At 65.8% G+C, this 19,852-nt stretch carries 26 protein-coding genes; 11 read left to right on the top strand and 15 right to left on the bottom strand.

The window, feature by feature from the left end; all coding sequences use genetic code 11:
• Nucleotides 1–36 precede the first annotated feature (36 nt).
• On the bottom strand, nt 37–2,058 hold the full coding sequence (gene acs, locus QFZ60_RS02325) for an acetate--CoA ligase (protein ID WP_307093180.1): 2,022 nt from the start codon (nt 2,056–2,058) through the stop codon (nt 37–39).
• A 407-nt stretch (nt 2,059–2,465) separates the two neighbouring features.
• Here acs and QFZ60_RS02330 point away from each other — a divergent pair, with 407 nt between their 5' ends.
• The 3 genes from QFZ60_RS02330 to QFZ60_RS02340 are packed head-to-tail and all read left to right on the top strand — an operon-like array spanning nt 2,466 to nt 5,364.
• Complete coding sequence (locus QFZ60_RS02330; protein WP_307087788.1) at nt 2,466–3,851, top strand: hypothetical protein; 1,386 nt, start codon at nt 2,466–2,468, stop codon at nt 3,849–3,851.
• 44 nt (nt 3,852–3,895) lie between these two features.
• A complete protein-coding gene (gene nth / locus QFZ60_RS02335; RefSeq protein ID WP_142122502.1) occupies nt 3,896–4,690 on the top strand; it encodes an endonuclease III in 795 nt (264 codons plus the stop codon).
• Entirely contained in the window at nt 4,687–5,364 is a 678-nt protein-coding gene (locus tag QFZ60_RS02340) for a CoA pyrophosphatase (RefSeq protein ID WP_307087789.1), read from the top strand. Before nth ends, QFZ60_RS02340 begins: the two co-directional genes overlap by 4 nt.
• A 3-nt stretch (nt 5,365–5,367) precedes the next feature.
• Here QFZ60_RS02340 and QFZ60_RS02345 read toward each other — a convergent pair whose 3' ends face one another.
• On the bottom strand, nt 5,368–5,559 hold the full coding sequence (locus tag QFZ60_RS02345; RefSeq protein ID WP_082566611.1) for a DUF1508 domain-containing protein: 192 nt from the start codon (nt 5,557–5,559) through the stop codon (nt 5,368–5,370).
• Nucleotides 5,560–5,732: 173 nt separating this feature from the next.
• On the bottom strand, nt 5,733–7,469 hold the full coding sequence (locus QFZ60_RS02350) for a bifunctional 3'-5' exonuclease/DNA polymerase (RefSeq protein ID WP_307087791.1): 1,737 nt from the start codon (nt 7,467–7,469) through the stop codon (nt 5,733–5,735).
• A 321-nt stretch (nt 7,470–7,790) separates the two neighbouring features.
• Between QFZ60_RS02350 and ssd the strand changes: the two genes are divergently transcribed.
• The 8 genes from ssd (at nt 7,791) to QFZ60_RS02390 (ending at nt 13,360) form a co-directional block, all read left to right on the top strand.
• Complete coding sequence (gene ssd / locus QFZ60_RS02355) at nt 7,791–8,825, top strand: septum site-determining protein Ssd (RefSeq protein ID WP_307093182.1); 1,035 nt, start codon at nt 7,791–7,793, stop codon at nt 8,823–8,825.
• The gene (locus QFZ60_RS02360; protein WP_307087792.1) at nt 8,822–10,123 is read left to right on the top strand and encodes a TadA family conjugal transfer-associated ATPase; all 1,302 of its coding nucleotides are present in this window, start codon (nt 8,822–8,824) and stop codon (nt 10,121–10,123) included. The genes ssd and QFZ60_RS02360 overlap by 4 nt, the downstream gene beginning before the upstream one ends.
• Complete coding sequence (locus QFZ60_RS02365; RefSeq protein ID WP_307087794.1) at nt 10,120–10,914, top strand: type II secretion system F family protein; 795 nt, start codon at nt 10,120–10,122, stop codon at nt 10,912–10,914. Before QFZ60_RS02360 ends, QFZ60_RS02365 begins: the two co-directional genes overlap by 4 nt.
• Complete coding sequence (locus tag QFZ60_RS02370) at nt 10,911–11,516, top strand: type II secretion system F family protein (protein ID WP_307087795.1); 606 nt, start codon at nt 10,911–10,913, stop codon at nt 11,514–11,516. The genes QFZ60_RS02365 and QFZ60_RS02370 overlap by 4 nt, the downstream gene beginning before the upstream one ends.
• 163 nt (nt 11,517–11,679) lie before the next feature.
• The gene (locus QFZ60_RS02375; RefSeq protein ID WP_307087797.1) at nt 11,680–11,943 is read left to right on the top strand and encodes a hypothetical protein; all 264 of its coding nucleotides are present in this window, start codon (nt 11,680–11,682) and stop codon (nt 11,941–11,943) included.
• A gap of 98 nt (nt 11,944–12,041) precedes the next feature.
• Nucleotides 12,042–12,167: a hypothetical protein gene (locus tag QFZ60_RS02380; RefSeq protein WP_307087798.1), complete on the top strand. Its 126-nt coding sequence runs from the start codon at nt 12,042–12,044 to the stop codon at nt 12,165–12,167.
• A gap of 581 nt (nt 12,168–12,748) precedes the next feature.
• Complete coding sequence (locus tag QFZ60_RS02385) at nt 12,749–13,054, top strand: hypothetical protein (protein ID WP_307087800.1); 306 nt, start codon at nt 12,749–12,751, stop codon at nt 13,052–13,054.
• Nucleotides 13,055–13,111: 57 nt separating this feature from the next.
• Entirely contained in the window at nt 13,112–13,360 is a 249-nt protein-coding gene (locus tag QFZ60_RS02390) for a hypothetical protein (RefSeq protein WP_307087801.1), read from the top strand.
• Between the two features lie 831 nt (nt 13,361–14,191).
• On the opposite strand, the gene QFZ60_RS02395 is transcribed toward QFZ60_RS02390, so the two are convergent.
• From QFZ60_RS02395 to QFZ60_RS21600, 12 genes are all read right to left on the bottom strand, one after another.
• Nucleotides 14,192–14,980 carry a hypothetical protein gene (locus QFZ60_RS02395; protein ID WP_307087803.1) on the bottom strand — a complete coding sequence of 263 codons (789 nt, stop codon included), beginning with the start codon at nt 14,978–14,980 and terminating at the stop codon, nt 14,192–14,194.
• 197 nt (nt 14,981–15,177) lie between these two features.
• On the bottom strand, nt 15,178–15,411 hold the full coding sequence (locus QFZ60_RS02400; protein ID WP_307087805.1) for a hypothetical protein: 234 nt from the start codon (nt 15,409–15,411) through the stop codon (nt 15,178–15,180).
• The gene (locus QFZ60_RS02405) at nt 15,408–15,578 is read right to left on the bottom strand and encodes a hypothetical protein (RefSeq protein ID WP_307087807.1); all 171 of its coding nucleotides are present in this window, start codon (nt 15,576–15,578) and stop codon (nt 15,408–15,410) included. The genes QFZ60_RS02400 and QFZ60_RS02405 overlap by 4 nt, the downstream gene beginning before the upstream one ends.
• On the bottom strand, nt 15,579–15,788 hold the full coding sequence (locus QFZ60_RS02410) for a hypothetical protein (protein ID WP_307087808.1): 210 nt from the start codon (nt 15,786–15,788) through the stop codon (nt 15,579–15,581).
• 1 nt (nt 15,789) lies between these two features.
• Nucleotides 15,790–16,896 carry a hypothetical protein gene (locus tag QFZ60_RS02415; protein WP_307087810.1) on the bottom strand — a complete coding sequence of 369 codons (1,107 nt, stop codon included), beginning with the start codon at nt 16,894–16,896 and terminating at the stop codon, nt 15,790–15,792.
• A gap of 2 nt (nt 16,897–16,898) precedes the next feature.
• Entirely contained in the window at nt 16,899–17,150 is a 252-nt protein-coding gene (locus tag QFZ60_RS02420) for a hypothetical protein (RefSeq protein WP_307087812.1), read from the bottom strand.
• The gene (locus QFZ60_RS02425; protein WP_307087814.1) at nt 17,147–17,347 is read right to left on the bottom strand and encodes a hypothetical protein; all 201 of its coding nucleotides are present in this window, start codon (nt 17,345–17,347) and stop codon (nt 17,147–17,149) included. The genes QFZ60_RS02420 and QFZ60_RS02425 overlap by 4 nt, the downstream gene beginning before the upstream one ends.
• Before the next feature lie 8 nt (nt 17,348–17,355).
• On the bottom strand, nt 17,356–17,652 hold the full coding sequence (locus tag QFZ60_RS02430; RefSeq protein WP_307087817.1) for a hypothetical protein: 297 nt from the start codon (nt 17,650–17,652) through the stop codon (nt 17,356–17,358).
• Complete coding sequence (locus QFZ60_RS02435) at nt 17,649–17,987, bottom strand: hypothetical protein (RefSeq protein ID WP_307087819.1); 339 nt, start codon at nt 17,985–17,987, stop codon at nt 17,649–17,651. The genes QFZ60_RS02430 and QFZ60_RS02435 overlap by 4 nt, the downstream gene beginning before the upstream one ends.
• A gap of 295 nt (nt 17,988–18,282) precedes the next feature.
• Nucleotides 18,283–19,326, bottom strand: coding sequence for an AAA family ATPase (locus QFZ60_RS02440; RefSeq protein ID WP_307087822.1), 1,044 nt, complete (start codon nt 19,324–19,326; stop codon nt 18,283–18,285).
• Complete coding sequence (locus QFZ60_RS02445) at nt 19,314–19,454, bottom strand: hypothetical protein (RefSeq protein WP_307087824.1); 141 nt, start codon at nt 19,452–19,454, stop codon at nt 19,314–19,316. Before QFZ60_RS02445 ends, QFZ60_RS02440 begins: the two co-directional genes overlap by 13 nt.
• A 145-nt stretch (nt 19,455–19,599) precedes the next feature.
• A complete protein-coding gene (locus QFZ60_RS21600; RefSeq protein WP_373427656.1) occupies nt 19,600–19,764 on the bottom strand; it encodes a helix-turn-helix transcriptional regulator in 165 nt (54 codons plus the stop codon).
• Between the last annotated feature and the right edge of the window lie 88 nt (nt 19,765–19,852).

The following is a 19,852-nucleotide window of genomic DNA, read 5'->3' on the forward strand; positions in this document are numbered from 1 at the left end:
CCCAGGCTGGGCAGCGCCGTCGTCTTACTGATGCCGCTATTTCCGCAACGACTGGGCGATCTGCTGCATGATCGTGGGATCGGAGAGTGTGGTGGCGTCGCCCGGGTCGCGGCCCTCGGCCACGTCCTTGAGGAGGCGGCGCATGATCTTGCCGGACCGGGTCTTGGGCAGCTCCGGCACCACCAGGATGTTCTTGGGCTTGGCGATGGGCCCAATCTCCTTGCCCACGTGGTTGCGCAATTCCTGGACGGTGGCGTCACCGTTGTTCACAGCATCGCCACGGAGGATGACGAACGCGACGACGGCCTGGCCGGTGGTCTCGTCCGTGGCGCCCACGACGGCGGCCTCGGCCACGGCGGGGTGGCTCACCAGGGCGGATTCGATCTCGGTGGTGGAGAGCCGGTGCCCGGAGACGTTCATGACGTCGTCCACGCGGCCCAGCAGCCAGATGTCCCCATCTTCGTCCTTCTTGGCACCGTCACCGGCGAAGTACATGTTCTCGAAGCGGGACCAGTAGGTGTCCTTGAACCGCTGCGGGTCCCCCCAGATGCCGCGGAGCATGGCCGGCCACGGTTCGCGGATAACCAGGAAGCCGCCGTGGCCGTTGGGGACCGATTCGCCCATCTCATCCACGACGTCCACGGCAATGCCGGGCAGCGGAACCTGCGCCGAACCGGGCTTGGTGGCGGTGACGCCGGGGAGCGGGGCGATCATCTGTGCGCCGGTTTCGGTCTGCCACCAGGTATCCACGATGGGTGCCTTGTCGCCGCCGATCACCTTGCGGTACCACATCCAGGCCTCCGGGTTGATGGGCTCGCCCACCGAACCCAGCACCCGCAGGGAGGAGAGGTCGTACTTCGCCGGGATCTCCGCGCCCCACTTCATGAAGGTGCGGATGGCGGTGGGGGCCGTGTAGAGAATGGAAACCTTGTACTTCTCCACGATCTCCCACCAGCGGCCCTGATGCGGGGAGTCCGGGGTGCCTTCGTACATGACCTGCGTGGCCCCGTTGATGAGCGGCGCGTAGGCGACGTAGGAATGGCCGGTGACCCAGCCGACGTCGGCTGTGCACCAGTACACGTCCGTTTCCGGATGCAGGTCAAAGACGGCCCTGTGGGTGTAGGCGGTCTGGGTGAGGTAGCCGCCGGTGGTGTGCAGGATGCCCTTGGGCTTCCCGGTGGTGCCCGAGGTGTACAGGATGTACAGGGGGTGCTCGGAATCGTGGCCCACGGCAGTGTGCTTGGGGGAGGCGGCTTCCACCGTGTCCGCCCACCAGTGGTCACGGCCTTCCTTCCAGTCCACGTCCTGGCCGTTGCGCTTGACCACCACCACGTTCTGCACGGTGTGGCCGTCATGGGCCAGGGCGTCGTCAACGGCGGGCTTCAGCGGGCTCGGCTTGCCGCGGCGGTAGGTGCCGTCGGCGGTGACAACGAGCTTGGCCTCGGCGTCCTCGATCCGTGACCGGAGTGCATCGGCGGAGAACCCGCCGAAGACCACGGAGTGGACCGCGCCAATCCGTGCGCAGGCCAGCAGGGTGATGACGGCTTCCGGGATCATGGGCAGGTACACGGCAACCCGGTCACCCTTGGCCACGCCCAGGGACTCGAAAGCGTTGGCTGCCTTCTTCACTTCTTCGGTCAGCTGGGCGTACGTGTAGGTGCGGGTGTCGCCGGGCTCGCCCTCGAAGTAAATGGCCACGCGGTCGCCTTTGCCGGCCTCGACGTGCCGGTCCAGGGCGTTGTAGGCGGCATTGAGCTCGCCGCCCACGAACCACTTGGCGAACGGCGGATCGGACCAGTCCAGGGCCTGCGTGAAGTCCTTGCTCCAGGTCAGCAGTTCCCGTGCCTTCTTGGCCCAGAATGCCGGCCGGTCAGCATTCGCCTCGTCGTACTCGGCTGCGGTGACAACGGCGTCGGCAGCGAATTCAGGGGAGGGCGGGAAAGCCCGGGTCTCATTGAGCAGGTTCTCAAAGGCGTCGCCCTGGCGGCCTTCCTGTCCTGCCGGCTGGGCCGAAGCGGACGGAACGGTGGCCGTGGAGCTGGGGGTGTCCTGGGACATGTGAACCTCATCATTCATCGATCTTTGCCGCGCGGGACGCCGCCGCCGCATGGCCCGCCGTTCGCACGGCACTGGGCTTCAGCCGGGGCGGCATACCGCAAAGAGCTGTTCCGCAATCAAGCCTAATGCTTCCCGCGCACCGTCTGTGTGCGGCGTCACATGCACCACCGCGAGCGGCATTTTTTATGCGGTGAATGGCGTCTTCATGACTCGCCCGGCACGCGTGGAGACCTGCCCCAGCTAGTGATCAGCTTGGCCGTTGACTAGGCTGAGATGGAATTGTGACTTCACTTCGGACCCCTCCGGCGGGGCGCAAACAGTGCCTTGCCGGGCCCGGACCGCATGTCAAGACGGCACAGTTTTCGGGTCCGGACCGGGCCCGGTGCCGCCACGCTAAGGAGAGCAGAATGAACCAGCAGAGCTACGGCCAGCGAACGGGCCCGGATACCACGGCGGAAACCGGCGGATCCGGATCCGCCCTGGGAGGATCAGGGCACGCAACACCGGCCGGCAACGACGCCAAGGGGCAGTCTGCAGGGCAGAAGGCCGCTTCCGCAAAGATCGACCCGAACGCCAACCAGGCCGTGCTTGGTCCGTTCACCGTGCGGGACCTGGCCGTCTTCGCCGCCACCCTGGTCCTGTTCGTCGCATCCCTGCTTCCCCTCTTCGGCGCCAGGTACAACCTGTGGAACCTGAACAACCTGTTCTTCCTGGGACTGGGCATCATCCTGCCGCTGATCGCCAGCGCACTGTTCGCCGCCCGCCGCCTTGCACCCGCCACCAGGATCCGGGTGGGGTCGCTCTCGATCGACCAGTTCGCCTCCGTAGTGGCCTCCTTCGCCCTGGCCTTCTTCTTCCTGTCGGTTGCAGGCGGATATGCCACCAGCCTGCTGGTGGGGCTGATCGGCGCGCTCATCCTCTTCGCCGCCACCGTGCTCGGCCGCTTCCTGCCGTACCTCTCGGCCGACTTCAAGGACCGGCCCGAAGCGCCGGCCCACATCGTGGCACGCGAGGCCGCGGTCCCGGCCCGGAAGCCGCGGACCCCCAAAGCCCCCAAGCCCCAGTCCGGTTCCAACCAGTCCGGCTCCAACCAGTCAAAGGGCGGCTTCAAAGGCGGTGCCCTGTTCGGTGGCGCAGGAGCAGGTTCCTCCGCAGTCCAGCCGGGAGCTTCCGGGCCCGACCATGAGCCCGCGCGTTCGGCGCACATGCCTGCCACCGCTGCCGTCCCCGTGACGAGTCCCCGGAGCGCTACCGCAGGAACCGCCAGTGCGGGAACCGGCGCGGCAGCTGCCGGAGCGGCCGCCTCCGCCCCCGCGCCAACCGCCCCCGTATCAACCGCCCCCGAAGTCTCCGACCAGGAAGCCGGGACACCGCATACGGACGCTGGCCCGCCCACCCAGGCAGCCGACGTCGTCCGCCCTGGCCCAACCCCGGCAGCGGAGGAGACGCAGCACGCGGCAGCCCCTGCAGCCGGCGCTCCACAGGCGGCATGGGAACCGCCGGCCGCCACGGCCGTGCACCAGCAGGTCCGTGCCGAGCAGCCGATCGGGGCAACGGTGGATCCGTCCAGCCGCCACGACGAGGCTGACGGACAACCGATCCATGAGGCGTTCTGGTTCGCCGTTGCCCAGCACCGCACCGCGTACGACCCCCGCACTGGTGCCCCTGCCTTCGTGATTGAACCCGGCGGATGGGTGCTGGCACTTGAGGACCGGGGCAACGAATTCCTGGTCCAGCACACGGACGGGCGGCTGGGCGTCCTGCGCGACCTCAGCAACATCGAGCGCGGCTGACGCCGGTGGCAGGGCCCCGCAGCAAGACCGGGCAGGCCACGGGGATGCCCGTGGTCTCGTCCGAATCCGTCCTGGCGCTGAAGCGGCGGGCACGGCGTATCCACCGGGCCCTGGCCGAAAAGTATCCGTACGCCCATGCGGAACTGGACTTCCGCAACCCGTTCGAACTGTTGGTGGCCACCGTGCTGTCCGCCCAGACCACCGACGTCACGGTCAACCAGGTCACCAAGGTGCTGTTCGCGCGCTGGCCCAATGCCCGGGCCTTGGCTGAGGCGGACCCCACGGAGCTGGAAACCATCCTCAAGCCCACCGGGTTCTTCCGCGCCAAAGCGAGTAACGTCCGTGCGTTGTGTACGCGCCTGGTGGACGACTTTGATGGCGAAGTCCCGGGGCGGATGGAGGATCTGGTCACGTTGCCCGGCGTGGGCCGCAAGACCGCCAACGTGGTGCTCGCCAACGCCTTCGGCATCCCGGGCATCTCCGTGGACACGCACTTCGCCCGGCTCGCCAAACGGTTTGGCTGGACCCAGTCCGAGGACCCGGTGCAGATCGAACAGGACGTGGCGGAACTGTTTGAGCGCAGGGACTGGACCATGCTGTCCCACCGGGTGATCTTCCACGGCCGCCGCGTCTGCCATGCCCGGAAGCCCGCCTGTGGGGCCTGTCCGGTCGCCAACTGGTGCCCCAGTTACGGGCTGGGGGAAACCGACCCCGGCAAGGCGGCCAAGCTCCTTAAATATGAACTTGCACCCGGCAGCGAGGCACTGCTGGAGCAGTACCTGTCGGAACAGCACCGGGCCGCGGAGATCCGGATGGCTTCCCAGACGAGGACTTCGTGAGCGCACGCGAAGACCTGGCCGGCCTGGTCCGGCGGGCGGAATCCGGAACGGCCGGCCCGCCTGATCCACGCTGGGCCGCGCTGACCGTTGATGCCGCACGTGCCCGCAGGGCAGCGGTCCTGATGCTCTTCGGCGTGCTTGATGATGTCCCGGCAGCGTCCGGCAAACCGCTGGCGCCGGCGGACCTGGATGTCCTGCTCCTGGAGCGCGCCCGCACCCTGGGCTCGCATCCCGGGCAGGTGGCGTTTCCCGGCGGCAGCATAGACCGGGGCGAAACACCGGTGGCGGCTGCGCTGCGGGAAGCCGAGGAGGAAACCGGACTGGACGCAGGCGGGGTGGAAGTCCTGGGCACGCTCCAGGACCTGGGCCTGGCCCACAGCAACTTCCTGGTGACGCCCGTGCTCGGGTGGTGGCATTCGCCGTCGCCGGTCCGGGTGGTGGACTACGGCGAGTCCGCCCAGGTGTTCCGCGTCCCGGTCAGGGACCTCCTGGACCCGGACAACAGGGTCATGGCCACCGTCCACCGGGCAGGCCGCTCGTTCGACAGCCCTGCCTTCACCGTCAACGGCGTGGTGGTGTGGGGATTCACCGGCATTGTCCTGAGCGGCCTCTTCGACCAGCTCGGCTGGTCCGTTCCATGGGACCGCACCAGGCTGCACCCGATAGGGGTTTAGTTTTCAGGCCTGCTGCTGGCGCAAATCCACCACGATCCCGGTGGCGGCATTCTCGCGCATGGCCTTGATCCCGTCGCGGAGCATGCTGAGGGATTTGAAGGTTGGGGACACCGCAACGATGTTGCCCTCGGCGTCGGTGAGCCTCAAGCGGTACGACTCGTCGCCTGCACGGTGTATTTCAAATCTTCCCGCCATGGACGGGGACCTCCCTGGTATGCGTCGTTGCATCAGCGTGTGGACCGGTCTGCTTCAGTCGCCGCTTCGACTGTAACGTCCGTCACCGGGGGAGTATAGCTACCGCCGGGTAGGTTACTTTTGCGTCGCCAAGGGTACTGCCAGCCTTAGCAGCAGCGTGCCCTTGCGCCCGGCTATTTGGCGAGGTCGTAGGAGTCGACGACGGCCATGCTCACCGGGAACTCCACAGGGATGGGGCCGAACAGCAGTTCCTTCGCCGCCTTCGCTGATTCCTCGATGGCCGCGATGCAGGCGCCGACGCCGTCAGCCGGCGCGTGCACCATCACCTCGTCGTGCAGGAAGAAGGCAAGCTCGGCCCGGACACCCCCGCCGCTGCCACCGGTTCCTGCCGTCCGCAAGGCGCGCAGCCGCCGTCGTAATTCTGCAAGCCAGCAGGCCGCCCAGTCCGCTGCCGAGCCCTGGACCACGAAGTTCCGGGTGAAGCGCCCGCGGGACCGGGCGATCGACTCTGCCCGCCGCTGCTCGTCCGCCGTGGCCGAGCGCTGGCTCAGGAACCACTGCCCGGACGGCGGAGGGCTGCTGCGGCCCAGCCTGGTGGTCACCGTCCCGCCCGACTCACCAGTCCGTGCCGCGCGTTCCACAAAGTCCACGGCGCGCGGATAGATGCGTGTCAACTGCGGCATCAGCCGGCCCGCCTCGCCGGAAGTGGCCCCGTACATAGCCCCCAGCAGCGCCATCTTCGCCTTGGCCCGGTCCCCGCCAAACCCCTTGGCGGCAATCCCGGCATACAGGTCCTGGTCCCGCGCCGCCTCAGCCATTGACGAGTCCTGCGCGAGGGCAGCCAAAACGCGCGGTTCCAGCTGAGAGGCATCAGCCACGATGAGCTTGTGGCCGGGGTCAGCGTGCACCGCGCCGCGGACCTGGCGGGGGATCTGCAGCGCGCCGCCGCCACGGGAAGCCCAGCGCCCCGACACCACGCCGCCCACCACGTACTCCGGGCGGAACCTCCCGCCGTCCACCCAGGCATCCAGCCAGGCCCAGCCGTTCGCGGTATGGAGGCGGGAAAGCTTCTTGTACTCCAGCAGCGGCTCGATGGCTGGATGGCTGGACTCCCTGAGCTCCCACTTCCGGGTGCTTTTGACCTCGATCCCGTTGCGGTGCAGGGCACGCATCAGGTCCTGCGGGGAATCCGGGTTCAGCCCGGGTGAATTGAGTAGGGTGCGCAGCTCCGCCGCCAGCGCCTCCAGCTTTACCGGGCGTTGGCCCATCGGCGGGCGGGGACCCAGATGGCTGGCCAGGATCTGTTCGTGCAGGTCCTCGCGCCACGGGACGCCGGCGTGCTGCATCTCCGCGGCCACGATGGCGGCCGCGGACTCCGCCGCGAGCAACAGCTGGAGGCGGTTCCGACGGTTTTCCGCCATGCCCACCGCGGCCAGCGCGGCCTGCTGGGCCGCGTATTCAGCCCGGATCTCCTCAAGCGTCCAGCCGGATGCCGGTGCCGCGGCGGGGTTGTCGAACAGGGCGCCCTGGTCCGCAGGGGGACGCGGTGGCTGCAGCGCCTTTGGCGGAAGCACGGGATCCTCCACCGGCATCCTGTCCGTGTTCCGGGCATAGTCAGTGTGGGCGCTGAACTGGGAGAAGGCCAGGATGTTGCCGCAAAGGGTGAGGTCATAGCAGCGTTCCACCTCCACCCCGGATGCGAGCAGCGCCGGGTACCAGTCCTGGGTCCGCTGCCAGATCCAGCGGGGCGGCTGGCCGCCGGGGCGCCGGGCTTCCAGATCGCGCACGACGCCGGCAAGGCCGCTGAGTGCCACGGTGCGGGGTTCAGGGTTGGCCGGCTGGGCGTGGCCCGCCTGCGTCAGTTCCTGGAGTGCCGCGCCGTGGGGGTGGGCGGCGAGCAGCAGGTACATGGTTCCATTCTGCCCTGCCGTTCGGTGTGCTCTGCCGTTCGGTCTGGCTTGCCCTCGAGGTGGTGTGGTCAGCGGTGTCCGTGGTGCGGGTTGTCCACATACGGAGTTTGTTCCCTTAACCGGATTGGGTGTCCGCGGCAGAGTGGCTCCATGAGCAGGCACCAGCTGAACGCATCCCCGTCCGGACCGGGACAGGCCGCCACTTCCTGGCGGCCAACGGAGGTGGCGTCATCCGGCACGGCCTGGCTGCCGGACAACGCAAAACCTGATGGTGCAAAGCCTGAGGGTTCGCTGCCGGCCGGTTCGGGCGAGGTGCTGCTGGTGACCTCCTCCGGGGTCCTCCGGGCCGAAGTGGAGCGTATCGTGGCAGCGGCCGGTGCGCAGCTGCGCGTTGTGCCCGATGCCGTGGAGGCTGGACGCTATTGGGAAGCGGCGTCCGCCGTCCTGGTAGGCAGTGACGTGCGCGAACTGCCGCCGCGGCGGCACGCACCTGCGGTCATGGTGGGCCTCGACGGTGAGGGGGACAGCCTCTGGCACCTCGCCGCTGCCCTGGGGGCGGAACGTGTTGCCGTGCTGCCGGATGCTGCTGCCTGGCTGGCCGACCATCTCAGCAGGTCCCGGTCGCCGGGCCCCGGCGGATTGGTCCTTGGCATCACGGGCGGCTGCGGCGGGGCCGGAGCCACCACCGCCGCCATCTGGATAGCGCAGGCGGCAGCAGGGCTGGGGGTGCGTGTGCTGCTTATAGACGGCGACCCATGGGGAGGGGGCCTGGAGTTGGCCCTCGCCGCCGAGGAAAACCCCGGGCTCCGGTGGCCGGATCTCGCTGAGGCCAGGGGATGCATCGACCCCCTCCAGCTCTCGGATTCCCTGCCAGTCGCGGGAGGCTTTTCCTTCCTGTCCTGGCCTGCCACACGGGAGCAGCCCCTTCCTGTCGCCGCCGCCGCAGCAGCCGGTGTGCTTGACGCGGCCCGCCGTGGCTATGAACTGGTCCTGCTCGACGTGGGGAGGGGTGCAGAGCCGCTCCATACGGTGGCGTGGGACTGCGACCGGATCCTGATGGTGGTGCCCGCCCAGCTGAAGGCGGCAGTGGCGGCGGTGCGCCTGCTCCAGGAGCTTCCGCCGGTGGAGGCGGCCCTGCTGGTCCGGGGCCGGCCCGGTTCTGCCCTGGACAGTGCGCTGATCGCTGATGCTGTAGGGCTGCCGGTGCAGGGCCGGATACCTGAACTGCGCGCCGTTGCGGGAGCAATGGAATCCGGCCGACTGCTGGACTTGGGGAAGCGCCGGAATATCCGGCGCTTCGCTGCCTCTGCGCTCGATTGGCTGGGCGAGGACCTGACGGTGGGAGACATGGCATGAGGCGGGCGGCGGGCAGTCCGCCGGCTCCGGCCAGTGAAACGGGCAGTGCAGCGGCGGCGGGAGGCCTGGGTTCACGGCGCAGCACCCGCATCCTGGAAGCGCACCAGGCAGCCCGCCCGGTGGGCAGCAGGGAAACAACCGGCGCCAGGAGGGTCGATTCCGGACTGCTGGAATCCGTCCGGGAGTCCATGATGGCTGAGGCGGGAGCCGTGACGCCTTCACGCGTTGCGGCGGCAGTCCAGGCCACCGGCAAGCTGTTGGGCACCGCTGGTTCCCTCGCCGCGGTGGAGCGGATCAGCGCCGAACTGAACGGACTGGGGCCGCTGCAGGAGCTTACCCGGGACCCGGCTGTCACGGACATCTTCGTCAACGCTCCCGGCTCCGTCTGGGTGGACCGGGGCCGCGGCATCGAGCGGGTTCCCGTCCTGTTCGACGGCGAGGCCCAGCTGCGGGCCCTGGCCTGCAGGCTTGTCGCCGCGGGCGGCCGCCGCCTGGATGACGGTTCACCCTGTGTCGATGTCAGGCTTGCCGGCGGCTACCGTGTCCATGCCGTGTTGCCGCCGGTTTCCACGTCCGGGACGCTGCTGAGCGTGCGGATCCGCAGGGAGCGGGTCTTCAGCATGGAGGAGCTGCGGTCCGGCGGAATGTTCGGTCCGGGATTGCAGGCCGTGCTGGAGAAAGTAGTGGAGCGGAGGCTGAGCTTCCTGATCAGCGGCGCCACGGGCTCCGGGAAGACCACCCTGCTGTCCACTTTGCTGGGCCTGTGTTCGGCGGAGGAACGGCTGGTCCTGATCGAGGACGCGTCCGAACTGAATCCTGTCCATCCCCATGTGGTCGCCCTGGAATCACGCCACGGAAACCTTGAAGGCGGCGGGGCAGTGGATTTGGGTGAACTCGTCCGGCAGGCATTGCGCATGCGCCCGGACAGGCTGGTGGTGGGCGAATGCCGGGGCGCGGAAGTCCGCGAACTCCTCACCGCGATGAACACCGGGCACAGCGGCGGCGGAGGCACCATCCACGCCAATACGGCAGCAGCAGTCCCCGCCAGGCTCAACGCCCTCGGGGCGCTCGCAGGGCTGGGACCCGAAGCCGTGCGGCTCCAGGCTGCCAGCGCCCTCGATGTTGTCATCCATGTGGGCAGGACGCCCCGGGGCAGGGAAGTCCTGTGCGTAGGACTCATTGCCGACGGCCCGGAGGGATTGAGGGTGGTGCCGGCCCTTGAAGAATCAGGTGCGCGGGCTCCGGGCTGGCCTGCCCTGGCGGCCCGTTTGGCCATGGACCCGGGGGACATCCTGTGACGGTCCTCCTCTGTGCGCTCCTGGGCACCGCTGTGGTGCTGCTCCTCAAGCCGCCCCTGAATGCCGCGTCCAGGTTGCGCTCAGCGTGCGGCAAAAGCACGAAGGCGCCCGGAGGCCGGAGAAACCGGATACGGCCTCCGGGCAGCCAGGCCGGCAGAGGTACCGCAGGAATGCGTGGACCCGGCCTGACTCTGGTGGTTCAGCAGTTGGCGGCGCTGCTCAAAGGCGGACGAACACCGGGGCGGCTGTGGGACGAACTGTGGACTGTGTACGGAACCCCTGATGATCGGCAGGGGCAGCACCCGGCATTCCCGTCCCCGGTGCTGTCAGGTGGTTCACTTGCAGTCCTGGCCTCCGCACGCGCGGCTGCGGCAACCGGAGCCCCTGTTTCGGAGGCCATCCGGCGTGCTGTTTCCTTGGCGTTCCCGCGCAGGGGCAGGGAAGCCAGGACCTGGTCTGAGCTTGCTGCCTGCTTCGACATCGCCGAAGCCAGCGGATGCCCGCTCGCCGACGTGTTGACCAGGTTCGCTGCCCAGCTGGAAGCGGAGGACGATGCGGACGCAGCCAGGCAGACCGCTCTCGCCGGCCCCAAAGCCACAGTCCGCCTCCTGACCTGGCTTCCGGCGATGGGTCTTGGGCTGGGCGCCGCCTTGGGCGTGGACCCGCTGGCCACCCTGCTGGGAACACCCCTGGGGCTGGCCGCGCTGTTCGGCGGCGTGCTGCTGACCGCCGCCGGGAGGGCGTGGTCCGCCCGGCTTGTTTCTTCGGCTGCAGGGGCAGGAGTGCCATGACACCGGGTTGGCCCCCGGGCCTGGCGCTGTTCCTGCTGCTCGGCGCAGCTGTCTGGCTTGCATGTTCCGGGCCTGACCGGTCGCGTCACCGGCTCCGCCACCTGTTTCACGCCGGACCAGGAACACCGCAGGCGGCCGCCGCCGAGGGGCCGGAGGGTGAGCGCAGTACTGGCCTGAAGGATACGGCCATGATGCTCGAACTCGTCGCGGCGATGCTCGATGCCGGCGCGGGCATCGGGCGTTCGCTGGAACTGGTGGCTGCCTCAGCCGTGCCCCAATACAGGGACTCCCTGCGGCCCGTGGTCTCGGCGCTCGCCATCGGTGCCGACTGGGGGACAGCGTGGCGCAGCTCTGCCGTACGGCTCCCGGAAATCCTGGAACTCCGGGATGCGCTGGGCTTCGCCGCCCTCACGGGGGCCCCGTCGTCCGCAATCCTCTATGCACAGGCCGCCCGGCTTCGGCGGGAACGGTTCAGGGCCGCGGAAAAACGGGCCGCTTCGCTCGGCGTGAAGCTGGTGGTTCCGCTGGGACTGTGTTCCCTTCCCGCCTTCATTTGCCTTGGCGTCGTCCCGGTCCTGCTGGCCCTGGTGCCATCCGGCTGACCACAGAGCTGCCGTGCCCGGAAATGAGCGCCGGTCCCTTCCTCCACAAGGCTGAATTGCCCACCTTTTCCACTTAGCCCAATCACTCACTTACCCGCTCCCGCGGGGCCGGGAAGAGTCAAGACAGCCGGGAAGAGCACCGGCACAACGGAAAGGAAACCACATGTACATCAACCACCACCGCCGCCACTACACCGCCGGAACCTCCGCGCTCGCGGCATCCGGCCCGAAGCCCGGACAACGGGACAGCAGCCGGCCAGGCACCAACAGGGCACCGTACGCTTCCGCCTCTTCCCTTGCCCCCAAAGTTTCTGTCCCCGCAGTCAGCAACGTCGTGGAGCTCTATCCCGGTTCGGGCGGTACCGGAACCCGGCTCCGGCGCGGTGGGCTGCTGGGTTCACAGGCCGGCATGGCCACCGCGGAGTAGACAGAGACTATGTGAAGTTACCCGCTCAAATACGGGTAAACCCCCGCGAGTGCGTCAACACTCCGGGGGCGTGGTTACCAGTAGTCAGGACCGGCAACATGAATAATCCTACAGCCCGCGCCGTGCAGAGCGCAGTGCAATTCCTCTTCCACACGCTTATCGTGATGGCCTTCTTCTTCGTTCCTTCCGCGCTGGTGGCGCTGGTCTTTGGGACCGCGGCATGAGGGGCCACAAAGCCGTGGCATTCGAGCGTGGCACTTACGGCCATGACGGCAGCCAAAAGGGCTACGCGGCCCGCTGCGATACCTGCGGGGTCGTGACCTTCGGCGGATTCCGAACCAAGACCGACGCTAAAGCCGCCCTAGAGCATGTAAAGCCCGCGGCGCCAGCAGTAAACGCCTAATTCCCGTCCCGCTCGCTCCAAGTGAGCGCGGCGGCCGGGATCCAATCAAGGGGCGCTGTTCCTTGGCTGGTTCCAGGCTTCCGCCTGCGTCGTTCCTGCTGACCTAGACGCTAAACAGTGTCGGCCCGGTGTTTAGACCTCCCTTTGCCGCCCTACCGGGGGCGGAGCGACTGCCACGGCCGTGCAGCCGCGTTGAGCGCCAGCCTGCCCCGATACCTTGGGCGGGCTACGGGCGTTGGAATGTCGCTGACGGAGGCGGGGGCGGCGGGTTTCGTGACGGGATGAGGGACTATGACAAGCCAGCCCGATAGGTCCGCTTCATCTTTGAACCAATGTCACATCCAGCCGTTAGGCTAACCGCGTCCGCTGGGGATGCGGTCACAACAAATAGGGGGTCTCACCATGAACACAATCACTCTGCCTGCCACTATCCAGGATCTTGGCGACTACGCGGAAGCGCAGGGCAAGACAATCGTTGACCTAATGCCGCCGAATGGGTTCACGCTCGATAAGTCCACTTTCGGGGATTACATTGCCGGCTACTGGGATGGCCCGTCATTCCAGGGCGATGGATGGAAGGTAACAAGCCAATGGACCGCGGAACACGGCGTGACGTTCTACGTTGACGGCAACCGGGACAACGCCATTCAGGGCGCAGAGGCCGGGAAGATCGCCGCGGCGTTGGCGGAGGTTTCCGCACTGATTTAGCACGGTCGCGCTAAAAGCACCGTTGCTTACTATCAGAGTCCGTGGTTAGATCAGCGCATGGGGATCAAAATGGGGAAAAACGGTAAACTTCCGGGCGAAAACATCATTCAGGCAGGCATCCTGCTATGCCTCCTGAGCGTGATTTTCTACTTTATTGGCGCGTTCAATGGTGCCGGTAATGGGCTCATATTTTCGGGCGGGAACATTCTTGGCTTGTTGCTAATCTGCGTCGGCTATCTCAAGCGCATATCTGCGGCGCTTGTCGGTTCGCCAGAGGTTGCCGGCGTTTCGGCAACCAAGCTCTAACGGACTCAAACACGAAAGCGGCCCCGGCGTCTCCTGAGAGATACCGGGGCCGTCCTGTTTCGTCCAGCCACCTAGGGGAAGTCGTTAGGCCGGAAACTACCGTCAAGGATCGCGGCCCAAACTGCCGGCGCACGCTCAAAGCCGTACATCTTCCCTCCAGCCACCCTGACCCGGCGACAGATGCCGCCCTTGAACCAAGCCCGGACCTCACCACGGGGCGACGGCAACACTTGCTGCACCACACGGTTAGGATCCTCCCCGCCCACAAGAACAGGGGCCACAGCATCCCGCCTGGCGAGTCTCCTACTGCTCATGGCGGATTACCCAGCCAAGCGAAAGCATCCCCGCCGGGGTAAGCCCTAGCTGCCCTCCAAGGTGCCGCATTTCCTGGGCCTGCCATGCTGACGCGGAGCCCTCATAAACGGACCTTGCATGGCACACGTAAGCCGCTACAGCAGGTATAAAGCTGTCGTCCCACTCGTTAGCCTGCGGTGATTTCCACAGATTACGCCACAATTTCTTATCTTCCGGGGACCAATTGCCCGATTTTGGCAGCGAGGGGATGGGAAGTGTGCAGCCCTCCGCAGGTAGTTCGATAAGCCCGGAACGTGCGCCGGGGCTGCGATGCCGGGAATTTGGCTTAGTTGGGTTCGCTTTCGGGCCAGGCATCCGCTGGCCTCCTTCCTGTTGAGTCCAATTGCTGACGGCGGACTATTTTCATCTCCCCGGCGGGTTTTCGGGGGGGTCTCGCCCCGGTGTGACCGGGTGGCCCTATGGGGTTGGTGATGCTCGCCGTTGTGGGCCGGCGAGCATCACCTGTCGCCGGGCCGGTTACTGTGCTGCGCGTGCTGCCATCTCAAAGGCAAGGGGGCTGTCCTGCTTGCTCTCTGCGATGCGTGCAGCTTCGGCCCGTGCTTGCGCCTGTTCGGTCTGGGTGCGTGCGGTGTCTGCCAGCTTCTGGGCTTCGGCCTTGGTGTTGAGGTGGAGGGTGAAGCCTGCGCGTGCGAGGTTGTGGAGCCCGTGGCCTACTCCGGTGTACTCGGCTTCTGCCTGCCAGAGTTCGGCCTGTGTGTGCTGGCCGGTGATGTAGTGGAGGTACGCGCTGGTGTTGTCCCTCTCGGCTTCAGCGATGACGGCGCGGGCATTGGTGATTTGCATCATCGTTGCTTTGGCTGCGGCGAGGTTGTGCCAGGCGTTGACTGCTTCGATACCGGCGTTCAGGATCTCCCGTTCATTGGCGTCGGCGGCGAAGTGCTTGCCCGCGGTCTGGATGATGGCTGCGGCTTCATCAAAGGCGGGGCGCAGGGCTGCTACCAGCTTGTCCGCGTTGGCCCTGATGGCTCCGAAGTAGATGGAGTTGACGGCTGACTGTGTGCCTTCCGCTGCGGTCTGGATCCGTTCGGCGGCCATGATTGAGATGGCGGAGTCTGTGAGCTTCGCGGCGATGTTCTTAGGCGTGATGGTCCCGGAGATGATGCCGTCGTGCAGGTCTTGGACTGCGGGGCTGTTGGTGGCTGCGAGGGCGGCGTTAGCGAGGGCTGAGGCGTCCTGGCATTCCTTGGGCAGGTCGATGCTGAGGGCGGCGAAGGTGCGGTCGATACGGCGGATTTCTGCGAACATGGGGTTTCTCCTTTAGAGGGTGGGGCTTGTGGTGGTGATGCCGAGAGCGGCGGTTAGCGAGCTGGTGAGAGCGTCACTGTTGAGGGCCGGCGGTTGAGCTGCTGCGCTGGCTTGTGTTTCTTCGGTGCACTGGTGGGCTCGGCCTTCTAGTGCTTGGCGGGTGACGATTCGGAGGTCGCAACGGCAGGGTGTCGTGGTCATCGTTTTGCCTGCCGGTTGTGTTCTTGCAGCGCGTCCGCGATCTGCGTTGCTGTTCTCATGGCGTCGCCGGGGGTGAGTAGTGTCAGTAGGGCGCGGTCACGGAATACGGCAACTGCGGGTTCCATGCCGTAGGGGCCTTGCATGTACGCCTTGCGGGCGTAGGTCCGGGCTGAGCCCTCCAGGTTCTGGTCGTACATCTCGGCTTTGCCAATGAATGAGTTGTCGATCACTGGTTGGTCCTTTCGCTTTTCCATCCGCCCCGGACGTCAAGGATCTGTCTGGTTGCGATGCCGCGCCGGACGAGCTCCAAGGCGAGACTGGCGGGACTTTCAGGGGTTTCCGCCTGGTTGAGGGGCTGGCGCTTCTTCCATCCCTGGTCATGCTTTTGCTTGCCCATTTAGCAGGTCTCCTTCTGGTGGTTAGCTTCGGCTCTGTCGGCCAGGTCGTGCAGTTTGTCTGCGAGGGTTCGGGCTTCGCCGGGTGTCAGGTGGGCTTGGAGGTCTTGGCCGCGGAAGAGTCCGACGCCGGGTGTTTCGTTGCGGTCGGCGTCTTTCCATGCCCAGAGGCGGGTGTAGACCTTGGGGCGGGGGCCTTGTCCTTGGATCACGTCAGCGGTTTCCTTTGCGTTTCTTCCGGGTGGGTTTGCGTTTGGTGGCGGGTGGTTTGACTGCCTGTGATGGCTTGGCTGCCAGGTGCTGGGCGGTGAGAGTGGCGAAGGTTGCCAGGATGGGCAGGTGTTCCCGCTGGAAGATGATTTGTGAGCGTGAGTTCTGGTGGTTGATGTCGAGACCGGGGGTCTTCCCGGCTGCTGCGAGGAATAGCTTTTCCGGTTCGGTGTCGTTGCGTAGTTCGATGAACGCGGCTTGCCGGCGGAGGACTGGGCCGTAGTTGATCGTGTTGGGGTCTGAGAGGTTCATCAGCGGCCCAAGCATGTCCGGGGATAGCTCGGTGATGGCTTCCCGGATGTCGATGCATGAGGCTGTGGTGCGGATCCCGGTAGCTGCCATGGCGTGCAGTAGGGGGTGCAGTTCGGCGTCTACTGTCACGTCCAGGTCTTCGGCTGTGTGGAGTGGCAGCATGTCGTGCACTGTGTGGTGTTCGGTGCAAACTGTGCAGCCGCATTCCCGGTACTCGGGCATCAGTGTTGTGATGAGGCCGTTTAGGTTGTTTAGGAACGTGGTGTCATAGGTCCAGGTCATGCTGTCCGGTTTCACTACGTCGTGCATGTCGAGGATTTCGGCCATGTCGATGTATTCGGATGGCTTGAAGGGCGGCTGTATTTCTCCCCGGAGTCGGGCGGCGAAGTAGTCCAGTGATTCCTGGGTGAGGCCGTAGGGGCGTTCCTGCCGGTATTCCTCGAATGAGGGGCTGGCGATGATGGCTTCTAGTTCGCGGGTTACCATGGCGACCATGCCGGCGCATTCTTTGCGTGCGCCGATGTCCGCGGGTTTCTTGAATCCGGCGGCTTTGAGTTCGTCGGAGTAGTGCAGGGCTCCAGCGTCGAACAGGTGGCAAGCGAAGTTGTTGCCGTCTTGGGAGACGCTGCGCCATTTCGTTGTGAGCCAGTCGTCTGTGTAGGGGGCTTGGTCCGGGTGGCTTCGTCCGCGGTTGATTTTCCGCCATGGGCATTCCTGGCAGGGCTGCGGGCCTGCTGGTTCCATGCACCTGTCTGCGAAGCTGTCTTCCGTGGCTGTGCTGCAAGGGCTGTCTGTCATGGTCAGTTTTCCTTTGCGTAGTCCAGCAGGATCCGCTGGAGTCGGGTGTCGCCGTCTGGGATGGCGCGGAGGAATGAGGCGGCCATTTCGCTTAGTGCCAGGACTAGCTGGGCCACTGATTCGGGGTTGCTGTCGCTGGCTGCTTCTTTGGCTACGTGGTTGAGCCCTATTTGGTCGGTTTGGCGGACTGCGAGGATGGCTCGGATAGCGCGGGCTCTGTCGATGGGGCGGACGTTCACGGCCGGGGTAATCATGCTGTGGCCTGATCTGCGGGCGCCGGCGTGCTGATGCTGTTGGGGGTGATGGGTTTTCCCCATGGGATGCCGCGCCTGATGGGGTTTGGCCGGCCTGGGGCTGCTGGTGTCGGGGCTTGGAAGGTCAGCGGTGCATCCGGGGCCGGTACATCGGTGACGGGTGCGGGGGTGATGGGTTCCGGGGTCTGGGCGGTCATTGTGGCTCCTATCGCAGGTACATGACGGTTGCGGAGATAGCGGCTTGGTTCGCCGTGGATGCGGCCCAATCAGCCGTACCGGTGCGAGTGGCTACCCCTACCGTGATTTCCTGCCCGTCCGTGAGGCCGGTAAGGGTGGTGTTGAATGGCGCGGCGATGCTGGCACCCAAGCCTGCCGGGGCGGCTGTGAAGAGTTCGCCGCCGTTGATGCCTTCCACGACTGCGGAGACGTAGAGGTAATCGCTGGCTGCGGTGCTGTTCTCGCCCATGCCCGTGGCGGTTGCCATGACGATGGCTTGTGTCATGCCGGCTGGGACTGTGTCATGCCGGCTGGGACTGTGAGGGTAAGGGTTGCCCGGACTGTGGCCGTGGTGTCGATCAGTTCGCCGTCAATGCCGTTGCTTGCTGTGTCGATTTGCACGGGGTTAGCGAGGGCGTCGTTTTGGACGCTGCCGGCGGGGAGGTCCAGGCTGCCCGTGATGGTCATGGGGCCGTTTACGGTCTGGTAGCCCTCCACAACCATGCCGCCCTTCTGAGGGCTGATACCCATAGGGCCGAAGGGATTAGCTGCGGCGAGCTCCCGAATCTGGCGTTTGATGTCCGTAAACTGCCTGGCGATCCAGTCTTCGCCGGCGGGCATGTTGAAACCCATATCTATGTCTCGCTTTCAGTGAATGGGGCGGGCTCGTATGCGGCCCTGAGAGTGGCTAATGATGCTTCGGCCAGTAGCGCCCTGTTCTGCCATGTGCGGGCGTCCTGGTGGGCTTGCTGGGCCTTGTCGCGGAAGGTGTCGCAGAGTTCGATGTACTGGGCTTTTGAAAGGGCCATGGCGGCTACCGATGGCTGCCGTTCCTGTTCCTGTGGCGTTACTGAGGAACGGGGAGCAAGTGGTGTTCCTGTTCCTGCACCCTGTGTGTCAGGAACAAGGAACGCGCTCATTGCTGCCCCTGCTGCTTGAATACCCGCATGGCTGCGGTAGCTCGGTCATTGCCCCAATTGAGGCGTTCCCTGGCTTCCCGGACGGTGGTAGGCGGTGGATCCAAGGCCTTAAGTTCGGCTAGGTCCACGGCCGGGACTGCTTCGGGCATCCGCTCCCCGTCCTGCGCTGCGAAGACTGCAAAGTTGCCGTCTGGGAAGAGCTTGAACGTCCCGCCTAGGGGCTCTTTATCGCCTCGTGGGGAGTTGGAGCGTAGGCCGCCGTGGCGGTCCTTCTTGACGTTCAGGTAAGCGGCTCCGCCGTGGCCGGGGGTGAATGCGTCCTTGACGGTTACGCGGAGCATGGTCCCGCCGGCTGCCCGTGACTTAGCGGCGGTCCCTGTCGGTCCTTGGGCTTTGGATTCGGTGTTCTTGGCTACGTGATCGATGGCTATGACCGCGGCCCCTGCCATGGCTAGCGGCTTCAGGACGGAGGTATGGGCGATTGTGAAGTCGTCCGGGCTGTTGGAGCTGAGGCCCATGGTTGGCATCAGTTCCCCGATACTGTCCAACACTGCAACGCCGGGGTGCCACGCCTTCAGGTCCGCTACAGCTTCCATGAGGTCCTGCCGGTCTTCGGGTTCCTTGTAGCGGAACCTGTCCAGGTCCCCAAGGATCGGCGCCGGGGCTCCAAGATCCAGCAACCTAGCTGCGATGCCTTCCATGCCGTTGTGGTCCATGTCGAGGAACACTGCGCGGCCGCCCTTATTGAGGCATTCCACGATGGCGGCGAGGGCTACGAAAGTTTTGCCTGACTCGGGCTCACCAAACAGGATGTTGACTTGGTTCGCGTAGAACATGCCGATTCCGTCCACGCGGCGGAGTATCGAGGGGGTAGGTGCCGGGGGAAGGTTTCCGGCGAGTAGGGCGGCTATGTTCCCGTATCCAACCTTGTTCCTTGTTCCTGACATAGGGGGTGGAGGAACAGGAACAGAGTCCTGCTGGTGTTCCTGGTAGTCGTCTTCTGAGATGTTGAACTCTTCCATTGCGCTCAGGAGGTCCATGGGGCGTCCTCCTTGCTGTAGGTCCCGTACCGGCCGGGGGCTTCGGTTTCGAGGAGGTAGCGCCTTATTTCCCAGTGCACCCAAGAGGCGAGGGTGATCCATGGGCCTGTGTAGGGTTCGCGCTTCACTTGGTCACCGCCTTAGATGTGGCGGCGGCGCGTAGCAGGATGGTTGTCTTGCGGACCATCTCCGGTGTTGGCGCGGGCCAGGAGGCGACTGTGGCGGCTATGTGGGCGGCGAGCTTGTCAGCGGCGGCGGCCTTCACAGCCTGGCCTACTTCTTGAAAGCGGCGGCCACTTCGCCGGCGTCGAAACGAATCGTCCGACTGCCCAATTTGTAGGCTGTCAGCGTCCCGTCTTTGACGCGGCGGTAAATCGTTGCGCGGCTCACGTTGTAGTGGCTCGCTATGTCTGCAACACTAAGTGATGGATGGCCCATTGAGCTGTCCCCTTTGCATTTCTCGTCCTGGCGGATTAGTTATGCAAGCCCGATCTTTGAATCCGTAGGAAGATTCTCTGATCTTGAG

The sequence above is a fragment of the Arthrobacter sp. B2I5 genome (genome assembly GCF_030816735.1).
GTDB lineage: Bacteria > Actinomycetota > Actinomycetes > Actinomycetales > Micrococcaceae > Arthrobacter.

Bases quoted from the DNA above. Each gene is read 5' to 3' on its own strand.
- acs (WP_307093180.1), bottom strand. From the start codon at position 2,058: ATGTCCCAGGACACCCCCAGCTCCACGGCCACCGTTCCGTCCGCTTCG.
- QFZ60_RS02330 (WP_307087788.1), top strand. From the start codon at position 2,466: ATGAACCAGCAGAGCTACGGCCAGCGAACGGGCCCGGATACCACGGCG.
- nth (WP_142122502.1), top strand. From the start codon at position 3,896: ATGCCCGTGGTCTCGTCCGAATCCGTCCTGGCGCTGAAGCGGCGGGCA.
- QFZ60_RS02345 (WP_082566611.1), bottom strand. From the start codon at position 5,559: ATGGCGGGAAGATTTGAAATACACCGTGCAGGCGACGAGTCGTACCGC.
- QFZ60_RS02350 (WP_307087791.1), bottom strand. From the start codon at position 7,469: ATGTACCTGCTGCTCGCCGCCCACCCCCACGGCGCGGCACTCCAGGAA.
- QFZ60_RS02360 (WP_307087792.1), top strand. From the start codon at position 8,822: ATGAGGCGGGCGGCGGGCAGTCCGCCGGCTCCGGCCAGTGAAACGGGC.
- QFZ60_RS02370 (WP_307087795.1), top strand. From the start codon at position 10,911: ATGACACCGGGTTGGCCCCCGGGCCTGGCGCTGTTCCTGCTGCTCGGC.
- QFZ60_RS02375 (WP_307087797.1), top strand. From the start codon at position 11,680: ATGTACATCAACCACCACCGCCGCCACTACACCGCCGGAACCTCCGCG.
- QFZ60_RS02380 (WP_307087798.1), top strand. From the start codon at position 12,042: ATGAATAATCCTACAGCCCGCGCCGTGCAGAGCGCAGTGCAATTCCTC.
- QFZ60_RS02385 (WP_307087800.1), top strand. From the start codon at position 12,749: ATGAACACAATCACTCTGCCTGCCACTATCCAGGATCTTGGCGACTAC.
- QFZ60_RS02390 (WP_307087801.1), top strand. From the start codon at position 13,112: ATGGGGATCAAAATGGGGAAAAACGGTAAACTTCCGGGCGAAAACATC.
- QFZ60_RS02395 (WP_307087803.1), bottom strand. From the start codon at position 14,980: ATGTTCGCAGAAATCCGCCGTATCGACCGCACCTTCGCCGCCCTCAGC.
- QFZ60_RS02405 (WP_307087807.1), bottom strand. From the start codon at position 15,578: ATGGGCAAGCAAAAGCATGACCAGGGATGGAAGAAGCGCCAGCCCCTC.
- QFZ60_RS02415 (WP_307087810.1), bottom strand. From the start codon at position 16,896: ATGACAGACAGCCCTTGCAGCACAGCCACGGAAGACAGCTTCGCAGAC.
- QFZ60_RS02420 (WP_307087812.1), bottom strand. From the start codon at position 17,150: ATGATTACCCCGGCCGTGAACGTCCGCCCCATCGACAGAGCCCGCGCT.
- QFZ60_RS02425 (WP_307087814.1), bottom strand. From the start codon at position 17,347: ATGACCGCCCAGACCCCGGAACCCATCACCCCCGCACCCGTCACCGAT.
- QFZ60_RS02430 (WP_307087817.1), bottom strand. From the start codon at position 17,652: ATGACACAAGCCATCGTCATGGCAACCGCCACGGGCATGGGCGAGAAC.
- QFZ60_RS02435 (WP_307087819.1), bottom strand. From the start codon at position 17,987: ATGCCCGCCGGCGAAGACTGGATCGCCAGGCAGTTTACGGACATCAAA.
- QFZ60_RS02440 (WP_307087822.1), bottom strand. From the start codon at position 19,326: ATGGACCTCCTGAGCGCAATGGAAGAGTTCAACATCTCAGAAGACGAC.
- QFZ60_RS21600 (WP_373427656.1), bottom strand. From the start codon at position 19,764: ATGGGCCATCCATCACTTAGTGTTGCAGACATAGCGAGCCACTACAAC.